The 18735-nt window shown below is 38.4% G+C and carries 17 protein-coding genes and 2 tRNA genes; 11 read left to right on the top strand and 8 right to left on the bottom strand.

What is annotated here, in order from left to right; translation table 11 throughout:
- Nucleotides 1–24 precede the first annotated feature (24 nt).
- The gene (locus tag MR041_RS09130; protein WP_242093307.1) at nt 25–957 is read right to left on the bottom strand and encodes an FKBP-type peptidyl-prolyl cis-trans isomerase; all 933 of its coding nucleotides are present in this window, start codon (nt 955–957) and stop codon (nt 25–27) included.
- A gap of 81 nt (nt 958–1038) precedes the next feature.
- Between MR041_RS09130 and MR041_RS09125 the strand changes: the two genes are divergently transcribed.
- A complete protein-coding gene (locus MR041_RS09125; protein ID WP_242093306.1) occupies nt 1039–1410 on the top strand; it encodes an RNA-binding S4 domain-containing protein in 372 nt (123 codons plus the stop codon).
- A gap of 28 nt (nt 1411–1438) precedes the next feature.
- A complete protein-coding gene (locus MR041_RS09120; protein WP_242093305.1) occupies nt 1439–1942 on the top strand; it encodes a phosphoribosyltransferase family protein in 504 nt (167 codons plus the stop codon).
- On the opposite strand, the gene MR041_RS09115 is transcribed toward MR041_RS09120, so the two are convergent.
- Nucleotides 1934–2455 (bottom strand): shikimate kinase, encoded by a 522-nt coding sequence (locus tag MR041_RS09115; RefSeq protein WP_242093304.1) that lies wholly within the window; start codon nt 2453–2455, stop codon nt 1934–1936. The two genes, MR041_RS09120 and MR041_RS09115, sit on opposite strands and share 9 nt — an antisense overlap.
- 135 nt (nt 2456–2590) lie before the next feature.
- On the opposite strand from MR041_RS09115, the gene MR041_RS09110 reads away from it, so the two are divergent.
- Nucleotides 2591–2663: transfer RNA gene (locus MR041_RS09110), tRNA-Lys, on the top strand.
- 145 nt (nt 2664–2808) lie between these two features.
- Here MR041_RS09110 and MR041_RS09105 read toward each other — a convergent pair.
- From MR041_RS09105 to MR041_RS09085, 5 genes are all read right to left on the bottom strand, one after another.
- Nucleotides 2809–3957 (bottom strand): alpha-hydroxy acid oxidase, encoded by a 1149-nt coding sequence (locus tag MR041_RS09105; RefSeq protein ID WP_242093303.1) that lies wholly within the window; start codon nt 3955–3957, stop codon nt 2809–2811.
- 72 nt (nt 3958–4029) lie between these two features.
- The gene (locus MR041_RS09100; RefSeq protein WP_242093302.1) at nt 4030–5220 is read right to left on the bottom strand and encodes a Gfo/Idh/MocA family protein; all 1191 of its coding nucleotides are present in this window, start codon (nt 5218–5220) and stop codon (nt 4030–4032) included.
- Nucleotides 5221–5224: 4 nt separating this feature from the next.
- On the bottom strand, nt 5225–6574 hold the full coding sequence (locus MR041_RS09095) for a Gfo/Idh/MocA family protein (protein ID WP_242093301.1): 1350 nt from the start codon (nt 6572–6574) through the stop codon (nt 5225–5227).
- A complete protein-coding gene (locus MR041_RS09090; protein WP_242093300.1) occupies nt 6561–7949 on the bottom strand; it encodes a 3-keto-disaccharide hydrolase in 1389 nt (462 codons plus the stop codon). The genes MR041_RS09095 and MR041_RS09090 overlap by 14 nt, the downstream gene beginning before the upstream one ends.
- Before the next feature lie 112 nt (nt 7950–8061).
- A complete protein-coding gene (locus MR041_RS09085) occupies nt 8062–9081 on the bottom strand; it encodes a LacI family DNA-binding transcriptional regulator (protein WP_242093299.1) in 1020 nt (339 codons plus the stop codon).
- Between the two features lie 197 nt (nt 9082–9278).
- Here MR041_RS09085 and kduI point away from each other — a divergent pair, with 197 nt between their 5' ends.
- The 4 genes from kduI to MR041_RS09065 all read left to right on the top strand — a co-directional run bounded on the left by kduI (nt 9279) and on the right by MR041_RS09065 (nt 12501).
- Complete coding sequence (kduI, locus tag MR041_RS09080) at nt 9279–10121, top strand: 5-dehydro-4-deoxy-D-glucuronate isomerase (protein ID WP_242093298.1); 843 nt, start codon at nt 9279–9281, stop codon at nt 10119–10121.
- Nucleotides 10122–10124: 3 nt separating this feature from the next.
- Complete coding sequence (locus MR041_RS09075; protein ID WP_242093297.1) at nt 10125–10919, top strand: gluconate 5-dehydrogenase; 795 nt, start codon at nt 10125–10127, stop codon at nt 10917–10919.
- A 67-nt stretch (nt 10920–10986) separates the two neighbouring features.
- Nucleotides 10987–12177 carry a DUF4861 family protein gene (locus MR041_RS09070; protein WP_242093296.1) on the top strand — a complete coding sequence of 397 codons (1191 nt, stop codon included), beginning with the start codon at nt 10987–10989 and terminating at the stop codon, nt 12175–12177.
- Between the two features lie 239 nt (nt 12178–12416).
- A tRNA-Leu gene (locus MR041_RS09065) sits at nt 12417–12501 on the top strand.
- Between the two features lie 10 nt (nt 12502–12511).
- On the opposite strand, the gene MR041_RS09060 is transcribed toward MR041_RS09065, so the two are convergent.
- Nucleotides 12512–14752 carry a tetratricopeptide repeat protein gene (locus MR041_RS09060; RefSeq protein WP_242093295.1) on the bottom strand — a complete coding sequence of 747 codons (2241 nt, stop codon included), beginning with the start codon at nt 14750–14752 and terminating at the stop codon, nt 12512–12514.
- Between the two features lie 268 nt (nt 14753–15020).
- Between MR041_RS09060 and MR041_RS09055 the strand changes: the two genes are divergently transcribed.
- Genes MR041_RS09055 through MR041_RS09040 form a run of 4 tightly spaced genes read left to right on the top strand, consistent with a single transcriptional unit; the run spans nt 15021 to nt 18734 of the window.
- Entirely contained in the window at nt 15021–15920 is a 900-nt protein-coding gene (locus MR041_RS09055; RefSeq protein ID WP_242093294.1) for a MerR family transcriptional regulator, read from the top strand.
- Nucleotides 15921–15966: 46 nt separating this feature from the next.
- Nucleotides 15967–17439, top strand: coding sequence for a phytoene desaturase family protein (locus tag MR041_RS09050; RefSeq protein ID WP_242093293.1), 1473 nt, complete (start codon nt 15967–15969; stop codon nt 17437–17439).
- Nucleotides 17436–18275, top strand: a complete 840-nt coding sequence (locus MR041_RS09045; protein WP_242093292.1) for a phytoene/squalene synthase family protein — start codon at nt 17436–17438, stop codon at nt 18273–18275. The genes MR041_RS09050 and MR041_RS09045 overlap by 4 nt, the downstream gene beginning before the upstream one ends.
- A 9-nt stretch (nt 18276–18284) precedes the next feature.
- Nucleotides 18285–18734, top strand: coding sequence for a sterol desaturase family protein (locus MR041_RS09040; protein ID WP_242093291.1), 450 nt, complete (start codon nt 18285–18287; stop codon nt 18732–18734).
- Nucleotide 18735 lies beyond the last annotated feature (1 nt).

Genomic DNA, 18735 nt, shown 5'->3' with positions numbered 1-18735 from the left:
TAAGCTTAAGGTATTACCTGATGGTTAATCTTCGGGGTCCAAATAGTTTGGAATTCCGTTATTATTGGTGTCGTCATTAAAGAGGTTACCATCCTCGTTGGCATCTTCATCTCTCGTTAAAATGCCATCACCATCGTCATCATTATCAAAATAATCCGGCACTGAGTTACCATCGGTATCATCGTCGGTATCATCCGTCAGATCCTGAAAATTAACCGTAAATTCACCGTCCCCATTTAAGTCCTCCAAATAGGATGGTATACCATCGCCATCGTGATCATTCTCAAATTTCTGAAACAATTCAAACTTAAAGTTAATTGGTGTATATGCAGGTATACCAGATGTTGCATTCGCAAAATAGGCCAGTCCGGAAGGCAAAAACATGACACCCAGTCCCGTATTCACATAGTCGACGGTACCATCTCCAATTTCGATAAATGACTCCGCCACATTAAAATCTGGAAGCACCTTTCTCCAGCCGGGAATAAGTGCGGTCAAATCAAAATCTATAGGATTAATTGCACTGTCAAAAATACTACCATCAAACAAAAATCCTTCGTAAGAAAGCCGGACACCATCAGCAAAAGTTGGCGACGCCATACCTCCTCCTTGATTTAATCTTAAAATATACAATCTGTATTCTGTATCTGCATATTCGAGATCCTTCATCTCAACATCATCAATGAGTAAGGTGTGGCCATCCGGTAGGGTCTGGCCTTCTTCCAATTTAGAAATAACAATATCCGCAATGCCTGGATCAGTAAGTCCTGCCAACAGTTCAGAATTATAATAATGCCCGTTTAAGTATTTTTGAAGTGAGTCATTATCTGCTTGTTGTTGCTCCGTCCTATCCCTCAGCTCAACAGGCGTTATATCACCACCACCATCATCTTTTTTACAAGAATAAACAGCAAGAAATAAACCTAAAACACATAAACCTATTCTTTCTAATGTCATTATTGTTATTTTTGGGGCGCAAGATACAATTTAAATATAATTTTGCACAACAACCTTAACGTAGTTTTTAGACTAAATGTTATGCGAATAGACAAGTATTTATGGTGCGTTAGATATTACAAGACCCGGTCCCTGGCGACAACAGCCTGTAAAAAAGGTCATGTGCGTGTAAATAACGATGTCGTAAAACCGAGTAGAGAGGTTTATCCGCAGGACAGTATCGAAATCAGAAAGGACCAAATTAATTACACCTTCACCATTAATGCTATTCCAACAAGTCGTGTTGCTGCCAAGTTAGTGGCTATTTACAGAACCGACACCACGCCTAAGGAAGCGTTTGAAGCTCAGGAGTTGTTGCATTATGCCAAAACTTACTACCGGAAAAAAGGCATTGGACGTCCCACTAAAAAAGATAGACGCGATATTGATGATTTTACTTTAGAAAATGAGTAATTTTATGCTTTAAATTAAAGTTACCCGTATGAACATTGATAATAATTTATTTTTAACCCATGAGGATATTAATAACAAAATTAGACGTATAGCCTATCAAATATATGAAAGCAATATTGAAGAAAATGAAATCATCATAGCCGGTATTGCCAAAAATGGTTTTGTGTTAGCTAAAAAGTTAAAAGCGACTTTGGAAAAGATCTCCGAGATAAAACCGACACTTTGTGAAGTACATGTAAATAAAAAGGAACCACAAGCTGAAATCAGGACCTCTCTCCCTCCGTCTGAATATATAAATAAATCATTAATTCTTGTAGATGACGTTCTAAATTCAGGTGCGACCTTAATCTATGGCGTAAAACATTTTTTACAGGTTCCCCTGAAACAATTCAAGACTGCAGTTTTAGTTGATAGAAATCATAAGAAATATCCTGTAAAGGCTGATTTTAAAGGGATCTCTTTATCGACATCATTGCATGAGAGCGTTCAAGTTATTCTGGAAGGAGAACGTTTTGGTGCCTACCTAGACTAATAATGACCGTATGGATTTTACAATCTCCTTTTTCGTTTTATGATCAACTGAAATACTAAAATCTGCCTGCTCGTAATACGGGGCACGTTCAAATAAATGCTTTCCGATAAAATCTCTTAACTCCTCTTTAGATTCGAGATGGGCAATCAAAGGACGTTTGTTCTTCTTCTTAAACAACTTATTGACCAAATGGGGTAATGTGGCCTTCAAATAGAAACTTTTTACACCGCTTGTAGCAGAAATTAAATCCATATTATTTCCGTAACACGGGGTACCTCCCCCTAATGCCAGAACAATGTTATTTTTTGTTTTCAGTATATTGCTCAGGTATAGTGTCTCCGACTTTCTGAAATAAAGTTCACCTTTTTTCTTAAAAATATCCTTAACCGACAGCTTCTCCTGCCCCTCTATATAGTCATCTAAATCAATAAAATCATATTTTAGTTTTTCAGCCAATATTTTTCCTAAGGTTGACTTCCCAGATGCCATATATCCAATTAAAATAACAATCATTTCAACAGCGTAATTTGTACATTAAAAGTAGCGTTTAAAGTGGTACAAAAAAACGAAAATTTATTCTAAAAAAGCATTGTTTTGTTAATTAAACATTATATATTTGCACCCGCATTGCAGAGCGTCTCTGCATGAGACCGGGTAGCTCAGTTGGTAGAGCATCTCCCTTTTAAGGAGAGGGTCCTGGGTTCGAGCCCCAGCCCGGTCACTACAACGAATATACGGCCTATAAAAAACCTTGCTAAAATTGTTTAGCAAGGTTTTTTTTATGTTTTTGCATCCTGACTTTTAACTGATTTAGGATTTCTGCTCTAATGCATCCGGTAGCTATAGTATTATTATTTTCCTTTTAGCTATCTTATTAAATGGTTCGGGAAATCGGTCGTCCTTTCACAACACAATTGCTCCATGATTTGCTGCAGTTCTGCCTTCAACAGGGAAATCGTATGATCGCCTCCTTGTTTTCCAAGGGCCGATACCCCATACATGAACGAACGGCCCATGAATGTGAATTTGGCACCACTGGCCATGGCCCTGGCCACATCCGGACCGGATCGAAGGCCACTGTCCATCATCACCTCGATTTTATCTCCATAGGTCCTGGCAATGGTAGTTAATGGCTTTATGGTCGACTCTCCCGCATCCAACTGACGCCCGCCATGATTCGAAACGATAATCCCATCTATGCCCAGTCGTATGGCCTCTTCCGTGTCGTACTCCGAAGCCACACCCTTGAGTACCAGCTTACCCTTCCACATATCGCGTATGGGTTTTATCTTTTCCTCATACAAGCGACCGCTAAAGGTGGCGTCCATAAACTTACCCAGCTGCTTCAGATCCAAGCCCTTGGGCATATAGGGCTTTAAGGTTTCAAAACTCGGTTGTCCATACTTTAGTGTTTGTAGCGCCCAATGCGGACGCCCGAATACCTGAAGGATATTGCTTAAGGTCATTTTTGGAGGCATGGCCAAACCATTTCTAATATCCCTGGGACGAAATCCAAAGGTGGGCACATCACACAGGATCACCAGAACCGGACATCCTGCTACCTCTGCCCGTTTAATGATATCATCCCGTAACCGGTCCTCGGCGGGATGGTATAACTGAAACCAGGCCTTACCCTCCGTCAATTCGGCAGCTCTTTCAATACTGGTGGTGGTGACGGTGCTTAGAATAAAAGGTATATTGTGCTCGAAGGCAGCTTTGGCCAATATTTCAGCCGAATTCGGCCACATCAATCCCTGAAGCCCCACAGGTGCGATTCCAAAGGGTGCATCATAGGTCATACCAAACAATGTGGTCTTTAAAGAGGACTCATGATGTGTTTTAAGGTAGGTCGGTTTTAACTGAACTTCTCTTAACTCCGACGTATTCCTTTTGATGTTCACATCTTCATTACAGCCGCCATCCAAATATTCAAATGCAAACTTGGGAATCTTCTTTTTTGCCCTGATCCGAAGATCGTCTATGGACGGATATCTCGTGTCAAATTGTAGTGCCATATGTCACTGAAATAGTATTTCTTATTCATCAATAAAAAGCTCCCCAACACTAATGCAAAGGAGATACCGTTTTTAAAACTGAAAATCCTTCTTCCATTTAACAACTTCATTATTATACATGGCATCCAGGGCCATTTGAACGCATATCGCGGTTTGGGCCCCGGTATAAATATTGGATAAAGGTTGCTTATTGTTAAGTATAGCGTCTCTAAAATCGATTAAAGCCTGTTTAGTGGGCTCTAAGTGTTCCTTGCTTATGGGATAGCCTTTATTTTCGTCCCAGGATACTGTTGCTCCACTCACACCATCTACCTCTCCAAGAGTCTTCCGTAATTTACCCTCAGGATAAAACCAGGCTTTTGTATAGTCAATCATTAGTGTTCCTTTGTCTCCCATAACTTTAATTTGATAGCCGTCTTTTGCATTACTTATGATAGAGGTAAAGATACCTTTTACACCACCTGGATATGAGAACACCATATGAACATGATCAAAAGTCTCTCTGCCATCCTTCCAATAATTTATACCACCGGTACCCATGACTTGATCAGGTGTTTCTCCTAATACCCAATTGGCAAAGTCTATTTGATGTGAGCACAATTCCGCTGTTAATCCTCCAGAAAATTCACGATACATGCGCCAATTAATTGCTCTTTCAAGTTTTGGATCAGGTACCGGACGTCGCCAATTACCATTGCGATTCCATTGGCATTCTATGGCCGTGATTTGCCCCACCTGTCCCCCTTTAATTAATTCAAGAACATGGTTATACAAACGTGAACTATGATATTGATGACCGGTTTGGAATATGGACTCAGTAGCTTTGGCCTTGTTCACCAAGTTTTGTATTTCTTCGTAACCCTTAGCTAAAGTTTTTTCACAATACACATGTTTACCGGCATCCAAAGCGTCGATGGCGATCTGGGAATGGGTGTTAAAAGGCGTAGCCACTATAACGGCATCAATAGCCTTATGATCCAAAAGCCTGCGGTAATCTTCATAACCTTTAGCCTTTGTTTGGATCTTGGATAATCCTTCCTCCAATCGAAACGGTAACACATCACAAAGTCCGATAACGTTTATATTTTCAATACTATTGATTAAAGATGCCAGGCCCTTGCCTCTATCCCCTGTTCCGATGATCCCTAAATTAATCGTATTATTCGCATTGTGTCCTGAAAGGACTTTCGAATACATCGGGGCCGCGGATACTATACCAGCCGAAGCCAGCCCTGTCTTTTTTATAAATGATCGTCGTTTCAATGTGTTATAATTTTGGTTCCCATCCCGGTTCATATTCTCTCGACCAAAGCCCCATGGCTTCTCTGTCGTAGATCCTACCCGATTTTTCATCCACCTCAAACCCTTTACCTATGCGATAGGCCACATTGGCATAATGGGTCAACATCTGAGATATGGCCCCGACATCAATAGGTGATGTCAATTCGGCCTTACCCCTTATCGCATCGAAAAAGTTTATGGTATGCATGGTAGTCAGATCGCCTCCCCCACCAAGGGCTGTGCCGGCTTCCTTACCCTCAGATTTATGTTCTTTTATTAATTTTCCATTCAGATCATATAGCTCATAACCGCCTCTATCGATCATAACAGAGCCTTTGGACCCATATATAAGTGTGCCCCTACCTCGTCCATATTTTGAATAGCCATTTCTACTACTGCCATCCCATTGTATCACACGGTTATTGCTGAACCTGTAGGTCGCCTCCATCGTATCATACATCTCCCATCCATCGTCAATAAACTGATGCTTTCCGGCAATAACGTCAACATATTCAGGATAATTGACGTCCAATGCCCAACGGGCAATGTCCAGTTCATGCGTGGCATTGTTGCCCATTTCCGCAGTACCATAATCCCATCCATACCAATGCCAATTGTAATTCCATGTATCATGGGTATAGGCCCTGCGGGGTGCCGGTCCTTGAAATAAGTCCCAGTCCAAGCCCTCTGGTGGTGCGGTCTCAACCTGATGGGGAACCTCACCTCTATTATTGGTGTAAAAGGCAATGGCCTTGTAAGGTACACCAATAATACCATTATGGATCTCTTCAATGATCTCAATACTCTGAAGAGAAGACCGCTGCTGGTTTCCCATCTGTACGACCTTGTTATATTTCTGTTGAAAGGCAACTACCAATTCGTTCTCAAGTGGATTGTGACTACAGGGTTTTTCCAAATACACATGCTTCCCTGCTTGCATGGCCATACAAGCGCCCGGGGTATGCCAATGATCCGGGGTGGCCATAAATATGGCATCCACATCAGCATCATCAAAAATCTGCCTGATATCATTTTCCAATGATGGTGTTTTACCCGATAATTTATGAACTTTGGCTCCTGCCTTATCGCGTTGACTTTTAAGAACATCACACAGGTAGATCAAATCGATATTGTTCTTCTTTGTAAGTATAGCCTCTAAAAAACCGCCATAGCGCCTTCCAAGGCCCTGTATGGCCACACCAATCCTATCATTGGCCCCAAGTATTCTTGAATAGCTTTTTGCTGATAGCGTACTTGCATTGAGTTTCGAACCCACTATAATTCCAGATGCCCCGGTGGCCAATTGTTTTATGAACTTTCTTCTATTTGTTCCCATTCTGTATTGATTTAATTTTTATGTTTCTGAATGAAACCCGGTCACCATGATCCTGAAGCAATATGGGACCCCTGTCGGCCTCTCCAAAATTTTCCCATACTTTATATTTACTCTCCGATACCAGTTTCCTGAATTCAGGACCTCCGCGCTGATACTCCAAAACTTTGACACCATTTAACCAATGCTCAACATGGTTGTTAATTGATTTTATATGGGCCGTATTCCATTGTCCGATTGGCTTTATGGGTTTGTTGGGATCGGCCTGAATTAAGTCGTAAAGGGAGCAAACCGTCCTACTTCCATCGTGATTACCCAATTTAGCATCTGGATGTTTAGCATCATCTAAAAGCTGGTATTCCAATCCAATGGCAGACCCCTCTTCTTTGTTCAGATCTGTATCAACATAGTATTTTATCCCACTATTTGCCCCTTCCGTCAATTTAAAATCCACTTTCAACTCGAAATCACCAAACAACTCCTTGGTGACAATATCACCTCCATTTGTAGATTCGCTTCCATCGGAGGCTAAAACCGTAAGCACTCCATCTGATATTTCCCATCCTATTTCGGGAAACGAATCCAATTTTGCACCTCTCCAGCCTTCACTCGTCTTTCCATCCCAAAGCATTGTCCAGCCAGTCTTCTTTTCGTCTATGGTCAAATTGTTTTTCGTAATAACAGGCTCCAGCGGGGTCTCTCTACTGTAATTAGAAAGGTTGTCCGTTAAAATTTTCAGGTTTTTCCATTGGACCTGCTTACCTAGTTTCTCAGTGCTCTTCCCGATGGAATGTACCTGTAATCCAATAAAACCTGTAGCGGTTTTATCATCGATCAGATGGGCCGCCGGAACGCCATTGACCCATGTTTTAATCGTATCGCCGATGGCCTCAATGCGATACTGGTTCCATTGGTTTTGCTTAAAGGCTTTTTGGGCTTCAGGATTGTTTTCCAGAGTGTTTAACCATTTGCGTCTGCCTTCATCATAAATACCCCCACTCCAGGCACGTTTGGAAGGATCTATTTCTACCTGATAGCCATGCACTCGTCCGTTCTGATAGTAAGGAAAACTATTACTTCGTATCTGAATACCCGAATTCATGATAGAATCTACTTTCAATTCCAATTCAAGGATAAAATCACTATACATTTCATTGGTCGTTAAAAAGGTGTTAGGCGTATTTGCAGCTGTTGTACCTGTAATGACGCCATCACTGTTCTGGTAGGTTGCCGCTCCTCCCAATATGGTCCAGTTCGATAAATCCTCTTGAATTAAATTATGCCAGGGCACTTCCTGTTTGTTATCTTGACAACCATAAATTACACAAAACACTAGAAGTAATTTTACGATTAAGGAATAATTAGAAATTTGTTTCATTTAGTAAACGTGTTTATAAGGTTTGACAATTTAAAATTTTGTACTTAATTAATCGACGATATTCCAAGAAAAATATTTTAAAAAATCCATTCAGCATTCGTGTCATTCTCATTTATCTTAAAGATGATTTTCGTTCAATCAGGTTGGCCTTTAAAATTATGGTCTCGTAAACCGGCCTTGTTGATGTTCTGTCAATTTTAGACAATAAGAGATTCGTTGCCGTTTTGCCAATTTCGAACCCTGACTGATTTATTGTAGACAGCGGCGGCTCGATAACAGATGAAATAGTTTCATTGCTAAATCCAACGATAGCGATATCTTCCGGGATGCTTATGCCCTGGGCCTTTAAATACTGCATTGCACTTATGGCAGCCACATCATTGGCAGAAAAGATACCATCTATGTTGTTGGGAAGTGCTAAAACTTTCTTTGCATTTTTAATTCCATCCTCATGCATAAGCCGAGAACTTAATACAAACGTTTCTCGAAATTTTATGTCATGCCTGGACAAGGCCGCCTTATAGCCTTGAAATCTATTTTTATATATTTCTAAATTTGGGGTTCCTGCAAAATGAACAATGTTACGACATCCATGAGATATGAGATGTTCGGTGGCATCAAAACCTGCCTGAAAATCATCAATGATGACATTGCTGTTATTGGTTATATTGCAATGTCTGTCAAAAAAGACGACAGGAATATTTCGCTGTTTTAATCCCTCCAGATGATCATAATTATTGGTTTCCATTGATATGGAGATCAGAACGCCATCGACCCGGTTGGCCAATAAGGTCTCTGCTATTGTCTTTTCTCTTTCTAAATCTTCCAATGACTGACATATGATCACATTATAACCGGCATTATAGGCCGTTTCTTCTATTCCTGAGATCGCAGAAGAAAAAAAATGCCGAGATATCCTGGGAACAATAACACCAATGGTAAAGGTTTTACTTTTGCGAAGGTTTGAAGCCAGGTGATTTCTTTGATAACCCAGTTCATTGGCCTTCATCAAAATTTTGTCCTTGGTTTTTTGTGTTACCCTCGGACTGTTATTTAGAGCCCTTGAAACAGTAGAACTATCAATGTTTAAGGCTTTTGCAATATCGTGAATAGTGGCTTTTTTATGTTCCATTCAAAACTCTATGAGTAAATCGTATTCCATGGGATTCCAGAACACCATTTTCTTAATTATATCGTCAATTAGGTTTTAAAATTCAAATTTAATAAATTAAATACAATCGATTGTATTTCTGAAGAATTTTATTAATTTTGTACACGTGAAGATGCAAATAATTGCACTAAATGTTATAAAAAATTAGATATAAAATTATGGCTACCCACTATGAAGTTCGATACGCAGGATCCCCGAGAGATGTTAAATCATATGATACCGAAAGATTAAGAAATGAGTTTTTAATTGGTAAATTATTTTCAGAGAATGACATAAACCTGTTCTATTCTCATTATGATAGATTCATTACAGGAGGTGCATTACCTAAAGATAATCCTGTTATACTGAATCCAATTGATCCGTTAAAGGCCGATTATTTTCTTGAACGCAGAGAACTCGGTGTAATTAATGTTGGTGGTCCGGGCAGCATATCTGTAGATGGCCAGAACTATCCTCTTGACTACAAGGAGGCTTTATATGTTGGCAAAGGGAACAAGGACATTGAATTTCGAAGTGATGACCCATCCCACCCCGCACTATTTTACTTAAACTCAACCCCTGCTCACAAAGTATATCCCATAAAAAAAATAAGCAGAGAAGAAGCGGAAGTGGTCGAACTCGGTTCACTGGAAACTGCAAATGCCAGAACCATAAGAAAACTTATTGTAAATAGTCTTGTCGATACCTGTCAGTTACAGATGGGTATGACAGAATTAAAAACAGGAAGTGTATGGAATACCATGCCTGCGCATGTTCATGACAGAAGAATGGAGGTATATTTTTATTTTGAAGTTCCGGAAGATCAGGCTGTTTGTCATTTTATGGGGCAACCACAGGAAACAAGACATATCTGGATGTCTAATAACCAAGCTGTCATTTCACCGGCTTGGTCTATTCATGCGGGTTCTGGTACAAGCAATTATACCTTTATCTGGGGTATGGCCGGTGAGAATTTAGATTATGGCGACATGGATCATTGCAAGATAACCGAATTAAAATAAACCATGAGTACATCACTATTTAGTCTAAAAGGTAAAAATGCGCTAATAACGGGAAGTACGCATGGGCTGGGGATGTCCATGGCGAAAGGTTTAGGCATGGCAGGTGCTAGGATTATTGTCAATGGAAATTCATCACAGGAAAAAATTGATAAGGCCATCATCGAATACAAAAATGATGGCATTGATGCCGTCGGATATCGATTTAATGTGACCGATGAAACTGAAGTCAAGGCGGCCATTTCCAGGATTGAAGAAGAGGTAGGGCCTATCGATATTCTGGTGAATAATGCGGGTATCATAAAGCGTATGCCATTAGTTGAAATGGCGGTTTCTGATTTTAAAGAAGTGATTGATGTTGATTTGGTCAGTCCTTTTATCGTATCCAAACAGGTGGTAAAAGGGATGATAGCACGTGGTGGTGGAAAAATAATAAATATTTGTTCTATGATGAGTGAATTAGGTCGTAATTCTGTGGGTGCCTATGCGGCAGCGAAAGGTGGACTTAAAATGCTTACACGGAATATGGCGACCGAATGGGCCAAATACAATATTCAGACCAATGGTATTGGACCGGGGTATTTTGCCACGAGTCAGACCGCTCCCATACGAGTTGATGGTCATCCATTCAATGAATTTATCGTAAGCAGAACACCAGCAGGTCGTTGGGGTGATCCTGATGATTTGAGAGGTGCTGTCATTTTTCTGAGTTCACAGGCTAGTGACTTTGTCAATGGTCAAATTGTTTATGTTGATGGTGGTATTTTGGCAACAATAGGCAAACCAAGTAATGAATCCTAATAACTAAGCACCGTTTTATTTTACTTTTCACTAGGTAAAATTCATGGGTTTTAAATATTAAATTAAAGTGAAATATATCAATATGTATTCCTTCAGGTCATTTCGTTTAATTGGATTTGGTATTCTTTTAGCTTCATGTGCTCCTAAAGAGAAATTTCCTCAGATTGTAGTCACCAACACACTTAATATTGACAGAGCTTTTGAAACGGTAGAGCTTACCAAAGATTTTCTCAACATTGAAAACCTTTCGGAAGTCAGAATTATGGATCCTGTTACCAAGGAACCTGTAATCTCGCAAACAGTTGATCTGGATGGCGATAGTATCTATGATAAACTTATATTTCAACCCAAAATAAAAGCCAATTCAAAAAATACCTATACCATAGTTCCAGCATCGCAAATAGGAGCATCGGATATAGAGACCTATTGTTATTCAAGATTTGTACCTGAACGCACTGATGATTATGCATGGGAAAATGACAGAGTTGCATTTCGTGTTTTTGGGCCGAAAGCTCAAAAAATGGTGGAAGACAGCATAAAAGGTGGCACACTTACCAGTGGTGTTGATGCCTGGTTAAAAAAAGTTAATTATCCTATCATTAATAAATGGTACAAAAAAGAGTTAGAAACCGATGGCTCCTATCATGAAGATACCGGTGAAGGTTTGGATAATTTTCATGTCGGCATTAGTCGCGGTGTTGGAGGTTTAGCTGTGAAGGTGGACTCGGCATTTTATTTTTCCAAAAACTTCATTAATTACCGTACAATTACAACCGGGCCTTTACGAACCAGTTTTTATTTGGAGTATGAAAACTGGAATGCTGCAGGACAAATTATAAAGGAATCGAAAATTATAAGTTTGGATTATGGCTCGAATTTATCCAAATTTGAGATTTCAATAGATGGTGTTGAAGAGATTGCCGCGGGATTAACTCTACATGAAAACGATGGTGAAGTAACTGCAAACCAGAAAAACGGATGGTTAAGTTATTGGAAACCCCATGGTGATTCTGAACTTGGCATGGCCATTCTCGCACCGGTTGATCATTTTATTGGCGTTGAAAACTATGTAACGGAAAAGAAGGATCTAAGTAATTCCTATGTGCTACTCAAGGTTGAAAACAATAAAGTGGTCTACTATGCTGGTTTTGGATGGAAAGAGAGTGGGCAATTCAATAGCAAAGAAGAATGGCAAAGCTATCTGAACCACTATTCCATGAAAATAAATTCACCGCTTGAAGTTGCGCTAATCAATTAGGTTAGTTTTATTCTGTTTATACGATTAAGAAACCTCTTTTTGGCCCATTTAAAGCTGTTTTCTTATGCACTGTTTTCTTCATTTTATATAGGGACAGCTTTTCATATGGCATATATGATCTTATGAATCTAATGGAACTTATATGCAATATGTATTGAAAGACATATTACACCGACGATACTGGAAAAAAGTTAAGCTTTATTGCTTAACTTTTTATATTTTTGCTGACTTCACAGTATGCGCACGTGGCGGAATTGGTAGACGCGCTGGCTTGAGGGGCCAGTATCCGTTTAGGATGTGGAAGTTCGAATCTTCTCGTGCGCACAAATTGATATCAATTAGGAGCATTTAACTGATTGTACAAGGCCCTGTAATTTGAATTACCAGGGTACAATTCAACCAATCTTTGAGCAATATTTTTAGCCTTATCAGGCTGATTTCCTTTTGAATAAATATAGGCCAGAATATAGAGTAAACTTTCCTCCTGAGGATTCTTTTTAAGTCCCTTAACAGCTATGGCTTCTGCATTGTCTAAATCATTCATCTTATCGTACAACAAACTTAAATTGTAATATACTCTCAAGTTCTCAGGCATCAAAGTAATGGCTTGGTCCATTTGATATATGGCCTCCTCTATTCTATTTAACTCCGCTAATAAAAGGCCATAAGAATAATACGTTGGACCATATTGAGGTTCTTGACCGATAATCGTTTTAAAAGCGGTTTCAGCATCAACAAAATCACCGTTCCTATAGTAAAGATTAGCCAGGTTTGTTCTTACTATATTATTCATGTTATCTATTTTTAAGGCTTCCTCGTAACCTTTAATTGCTCCGGTTAAATCGCCCTTTTTAAGCAGGTGATCTGCTTTTTTTACCTGACCACCAACAAAATCGGACGTCACATTTAAATACGTTTCAAATTCCTTCTTTACCTTATCATAAACGATCCTGTATTGCTCCGGCACTAAATCCTCATCCAGAGGTGCCAGTGCAAAAAAAGCTTTAACCCTAACGGACCGCTTTTCGTCTTCTAACAGAGGTAAGAAATAATTTAAGTAATCAGAAGCATTAATTTCTCCTAGTGCATCCAAGGTGGCTCCCTTCACCAAAGGGGACTCATCTTTGAGGAAAGTCAACATCTCGTCTATAACATTATTCGCTGGATAATGCACCATTCCCCTTACCGCTGATGCTCTTGCTATATCCGGATATATAGTGTCTTTTGCCAATTCTATTAATTTATTTAAACCGTCATTTTCACCACGCAACCCGGGTATGAGCAGATCTGAAAAATGTTTAGTTTTTGGATTACCATACTGGTCGACGTAAACACGCCATGCCCATTCGTTATCCTTATCTGTATGGCATTCCACACAAGCATTCGGTGTCCCGTAGGTCATACTTTGATCGGGTCGTGGAATCCTGAAACTGTGGTCACGTCGAAAATCGTTACCCATATAGTATTTTCCAGTCATATGACAATTTATACATTTTGAACTTTCCGTATCTACTGGATGAAAATGATGAGCGGGGGTATCATAAATATTGGGGGCATGACACTGTGCACAAAGCGTATTCCCCTCAAATCTTAGTTTAAGGGAGTGGGGATCATGACAATTATTACAAGATACACCGTTGTGATACATTTTACTTTGAATAAAAGAACCATATACATAGTCCTCATCCAAAATTTGACCATCTGGATAATAAATGGGTTCTGCAATTAATTGTGGAAAATAATGATCCAACATGCTGCCTTCAAAATTATAAAATTCTGAAATTTGTTCTCTTCGCATATGACAACGCGCACATTCGTCGACTAATTCCATCGAGCTCAGACTTGAAGTCATCTTTAAATCCCCCGAAACTTCATAGGCCTCACCAAACTCAGATACACGTTCCACATGTGTCTTTCCGGGTCCATGACAAGCCTCGCAACTTACATTAATAAGTGCATATTTCGTATCATACCGTTGCTCTTTTATATTAAAGTTCTTCCGTACGTTTGTTGAATGACAATCGGCGCACATGTTATTCCAATTCAATCCGCCACGGGACCAGTGTAACCATTCGGTATGTACAATCTTAAAATCCGGATATAAGTCGAACCATTTATTTTTTTTTGTATCCCATGCCGTTCGTAGGCACTGATAGTGGCCATTCGGGAACTTAACGATATATTGTTGAAGTGGCTCGACACCAAACGTATATTCAATCCTGTAATCATGATAGTTACCATCAGGACCTTCTGTATTGACATAATAGGCATTGTCCCTTTTAAAAAAATGGGAGGTTATGCCCTGACTGCTGAACTTAGCATCTTCAAAATCTCCGAGTACAGTGGTATCCGTTGCTTTGTCCATAGCTTTATCATGATGAGAACCTTGCCATTCTTCGAAGGCCTTTGAATGACATTCAACACAGGCTTTGTCTCCCAGGAAATCACTATCGGGTATTTGAATCGTTGAAACGAAAATATCTTTCTCAACCTCAGTAAGCCCAACATAATCTGGTTTTTTCTTTATACATGAAGAAAGGATCAAAAAAAATACAGCATAATAATAATACTGCATTGTTAGAGAGTGTAAAATTTTAGTATTCAATATATTTCTTTTGAAAAGAAAGGATTAATTTAATTTATTAAACGCTACCTTCATCTTTTATATGTGTAACGCTTTTAGACCTCTAAAATAGTCAAAATTAGTGTCTTTTGGTTCTATTTCTAAATTTGCATTTTCATCTTTTCTAAGAAGGCTTAAGTTAAAATTTAGCAAAAAATAGAAGATTTTGTTGTTGTGTTATTAAAATTATGTATTTTTGTTTAATAATTAGAATAAAATAATGAACAATATCCAGGTTAATTTCAGTATTAAAGATTTAGAAAATCTTACGGGTATAAAAGCTCACACCATAAGAATTTGGGAAAAGCGATATAGTTTGTTAAGTCCGAATAGGTCTGAAACTAATATTAGAAACTACAGTTTGGAGAGCCTTCAGAAGCTCTTAAATGTATCGTATCTCAACAATAACGGATTCAAAATATCTAAAATCGCTAAGTTAAAGGAAGAGGAAATTCCCGCTGCTGTCCGAGAGATTGCCTCAAGAGCCAAAGAGGAAGACCACGCAATAAATGCGCTGAAAATAGCAATGATTAATTTTGATCAGGTTTTGTTTTACAACACCTACAACACGTTAATTCAAACAAAATCCTTCAGTGAAATTTTTTATTCTGTATTTCTCCCCATTTTGAATGATATCGGGTTATTATGGCAAACCAATACCATTACTCCAGCACATGAACATTTCCTATCGGTACATATTAAACAAAAAATTCTTTTGAATATTGAAAGGCTTCAGAGTTTGGAGCCGAGACCGACAAACAAAACCTATATTTTATTTTTACCGGATAATGAAATTCATGATATCGGATTGTTATTTATTAACTACCAGTTGCGTAGTAAAGGTAACCACACTATTTTTCTGGGTGAAAGTGTTCCCATGGATAGTTTAACAGACTTACATGAATTTTTTGATGAGCTGACTTTTATAACGTATTTTACCGTATATCCTGAACCGGAGCATGTTGTAGATTATCTCAATGAATTTAGTGACATGCTTCTGCTAAAAGACAATACCAAACTTATGGTTTTGGGACCGCGATTAGCTGGCATTGCTCCCGATGAACTGCCTCAGAAAGTATCAACTTTTAACTCTATTGAACAATTAGTAAAAGAATTTTAAATTAAATTTTATTTTTGTTTAACTTTGTTTTATATTTGTTAAACACATGAAACAAAGTATTTCCATTATTGGTTCTGGTTTTTCATCTTTAGCCGCTTCTTGTTACTTGGCTCAAGCAGGTTTTGATGTCACCGTATTTGAAAAGAACAAAGACATAGGTGGTAGAGCGAGACAAATAAAAAAGGATGGGTTTACATTCGATATTGGCCCCACCTGGTATTGGATGCCCGATGTTTTTGAGCGGTTTTTTACTGACTTCAATAAATCAGTTTCAGACTATTACACTTTAGAAAAATTAAACCCTGCTTATTCGGTATATTTTGGGCGAAATGATAGTATAACAATTGAAGATAGCTTAGAGAAGATATGTATTGCCTTTGAAAAAGAAGAACCAGGGAGTTCTGTTGCACTAAAGAAATTCATTGAAACCGCAAAATCAAATTATGAGATTGCAATCAAGGATCTTGTTTACAAGCCGGGCGTATCTCCTTTAGAATTGATTACCCCTTCTACCATCTTAAGATTAAATCAATTTTTCAGCACCATTAAAAGAGATGTGAGAAAAGCATTTCACAATGACAAATTGGTGAAAATACTCGAATTTCCAGTGTTGTTTTTAGGTGCCAAACCAGGCGATACCCCTTCGTTTTACAATTTTATGAATTACGCCGATTTTGGATTGGGAACGTTTCATCCGGTTAAAGGCATGTATCAAGTCATTTTGGCATTGGAAAGTCTGGCAAAAGAACTCGGTGTAACTATTAAAACTGAGCATCCGGTAGAAAAAATTGTTATCGAAAATGGACAAGCCAAATCCTTGATTTCAAAAGGGAAGGCCTATGATTCAGATATTATTGTCAGTGGAGCCGATTATCATCATACAGAGCTATTGCTCGACAAATCGTACAGACAATACTCAGAGAAATTTTGGATGAAGAAAACATTCGCTCCTTCAAGTTTATTATTCTACGTAGGCTTTGATAAGAAGTTAAAAAATGTCGATCACCACACCCTTTTCTTTGATACTGATTTCGACCGTCATGCAGAAGCCATATATGACCGGCCAAAATGGCCCGACAATCCTTTGTTTTATGCTAGTTTCCCGAGTATAACCGATGCTCATGCCGCACCAAAAGGTAAGGAGGCAGGCATTTTTTTAATACCTCTAGCCCCGGGACTAGAGGACACTGATGAACTGAGATCTGTGTATTTTAACAAAATAATAGAACGTTTTGAAGATTTAACCTCCCAGAATGTCAAAAATCATATTATATTTAAAACATCCTTTTGCATTAATGATTTTATTAATGATTATAATTCATATAAGGGTAATGCCTATGGCATGGCCAATACGTTAATGCAAACGGCGTTTCTAAGACCCAAGTTAAAAAGTAAAAAAGTAAAAAACCTCTTTTTTACTGGACAATTAACAGTACCAGGACCTGGAGTGCCTCCATCGCTCATTTCAGGTAAACTTGTTGCTGAATTAGTAATAAAACACTTTAGTCCGAAAAAATGAAAGCACTATTTGACTCCGTATCGTATGATTCCAGTAGGTTGGTAACCAAAACCTATAGCACATCCTTTTCTTTAGCCACAAAAATGCTATACCGATCTATCAGATCAGACATCTATAATATTTATGGTTTTGTCAGATTAGCTGATGAAATCGTTGATTCCTTTCATAATTACAACAAAGAAGCATTATTTTCCAAGTTTTCTGATGACTTAAACCGTGCCTTGGAAGACCGAATCAGCTTAAACCCTATTCTTAACGCCTTTCAGTATACTTATCATAAGTGTAACATAGAACGACATCTGGTTGACGCCTTCATGAACAGTATGAGATTGGATTTGCACAAATCTGAATATTTGACTGAAGAGGAATATAAAAATTATATTTATGGTTCTGCTGACGTTGTTGGTCTTATGTGCCTTAAAGTTTTTGTAAAAGGAGATCAAGAGAAATACGATGAACTTAAGGATAGTGCGATGTCATTAGGATCTGCCTTTCAAAAGGTAAATTTTTTGAGAGATTTAAAAGCTGATTTTGAAGGATTAAACAGGACCTATTTTCCAAATACCGATCTAAATAATTTGGATGAAGATGCGAAACAAGATATTATTAATGATATTGAAAGCGATTTTGAACGGGGTCTTATGGGTATAAAAAAGTTACCAATCGAATCAAGGTTCGGTGTGTTCATGGCGTACAGATATTATCGTCAATTATTGAAAAAATTGAAGAACACTCCAGCTATGAAAATTAAAAATTCACGCATAAGAGTATCGAATCATAAAAAAGTTGAACTTCTGATGCGCAGTTATGTAAAATATCAATTAAATTTACTGTAAAAATAAAACATGCAAACAGTATATTGGATATTGATTTTTTTGACGGCTTATTGCATAATGGAGTTCATGGCTTGGTTTACCCATAAGTACATTATGCACGGTTTTCTCTGGCATTTACACAAGGACCATCACCATAAAGATCATGATAGCTGGTTTGAACGAAATGACGCATTTTTCCTGTTCTATGCAGTAGTGAGTATAAGTTTTATTTTGCTATGGGAATTTAAAGACTTTTGGCCAGGTTTGCCCATTGGTTTGGGTATTTTCTCTTATGGTGTATCCTATTTTTTAGTTCATGATATCTTTATACATCAGCGATTCAAACTATTTAGAAATGTAAATAACTGGTATGCGAGAGGTGTTAGACGCGCACACAAAATACATCATAAACACCTGGGTAAGAAGGATGGAGAGTGCTTCGGAATGCTGTTCGTACCATTTAAATATTTTAAAAAATAGT

Origin of the sequence: Aestuariivivens sediminicola, assembly GCF_022662015.1 — a bacterium.
GTDB classification, from domain to species: Bacteria; Bacteroidota; Bacteroidia; order Flavobacteriales; family Flavobacteriaceae; genus Aestuariivivens; species Aestuariivivens sediminicola.
Note: the sequence above shows the minus strand (reverse complement) of the source record. Positions and strands in the feature narration are given on the sequence as shown.

Excerpts from the sequence above, each read along its gene's own strand:
- MR041_RS09075 (WP_242093297.1), top strand. The coding sequence starts at position 10,125 with ATGAGTACATCACTATTTAGTCTAAAAGGTAAAAATGCGCTAATAACG.
- MR041_RS09125 (WP_242093306.1), top strand. The coding sequence starts at position 1,039 with ATGCGAATAGACAAGTATTTATGGTGCGTTAGATATTACAAGACCCGG.
- MR041_RS09060 (WP_242093295.1), bottom strand. The coding sequence starts at position 14,752 with ATGCAGTATTATTATTATGCTGTATTTTTTTTGATCCTTTCTTCATGT.
- MR041_RS09050 (WP_242093293.1), top strand. The coding sequence starts at position 15,967 with ATGAAACAAAGTATTTCCATTATTGGTTCTGGTTTTTCATCTTTAGCC.
- MR041_RS09090 (WP_242093300.1), bottom strand. The coding sequence starts at position 7,949 with ATGAAACAAATTTCTAATTATTCCTTAATCGTAAAATTACTTCTAGTG.
- MR041_RS09085 (WP_242093299.1), bottom strand. The coding sequence starts at position 9,081 with ATGGAACATAAAAAAGCCACTATTCACGATATTGCAAAAGCCTTAAAC.
- MR041_RS09095 (WP_242093301.1), bottom strand. The coding sequence starts at position 6,574 with ATGGGAACAAATAGAAGAAAGTTCATAAAACAATTGGCCACCGGGGCA.
- MR041_RS09120 (WP_242093305.1), top strand. The coding sequence starts at position 1,439 with ATGAACATTGATAATAATTTATTTTTAACCCATGAGGATATTAATAAC.
- MR041_RS09105 (WP_242093303.1), bottom strand. The coding sequence starts at position 3,957 with ATGGCACTACAATTTGACACGAGATATCCGTCCATAGACGATCTTCGG.
- MR041_RS09130 (WP_242093307.1), bottom strand. The coding sequence starts at position 957 with ATGACATTAGAAAGAATAGGTTTATGTGTTTTAGGTTTATTTCTTGCT.
- kduI (WP_242093298.1), top strand. The coding sequence starts at position 9,279 with ATGGCTACCCACTATGAAGTTCGATACGCAGGATCCCCGAGAGATGTT.
- MR041_RS09115 (WP_242093304.1), bottom strand. The coding sequence starts at position 2,455 with ATGATTGTTATTTTAATTGGATATATGGCATCTGGGAAGTCAACCTTA.
- MR041_RS09040 (WP_242093291.1), top strand. The coding sequence starts at position 18,285 with ATGCAAACAGTATATTGGATATTGATTTTTTTGACGGCTTATTGCATA.
- MR041_RS09055 (WP_242093294.1), top strand. The coding sequence starts at position 15,021 with ATGAACAATATCCAGGTTAATTTCAGTATTAAAGATTTAGAAAATCTT.
- MR041_RS09045 (WP_242093292.1), top strand. The coding sequence starts at position 17,436 with ATGAAAGCACTATTTGACTCCGTATCGTATGATTCCAGTAGGTTGGTA.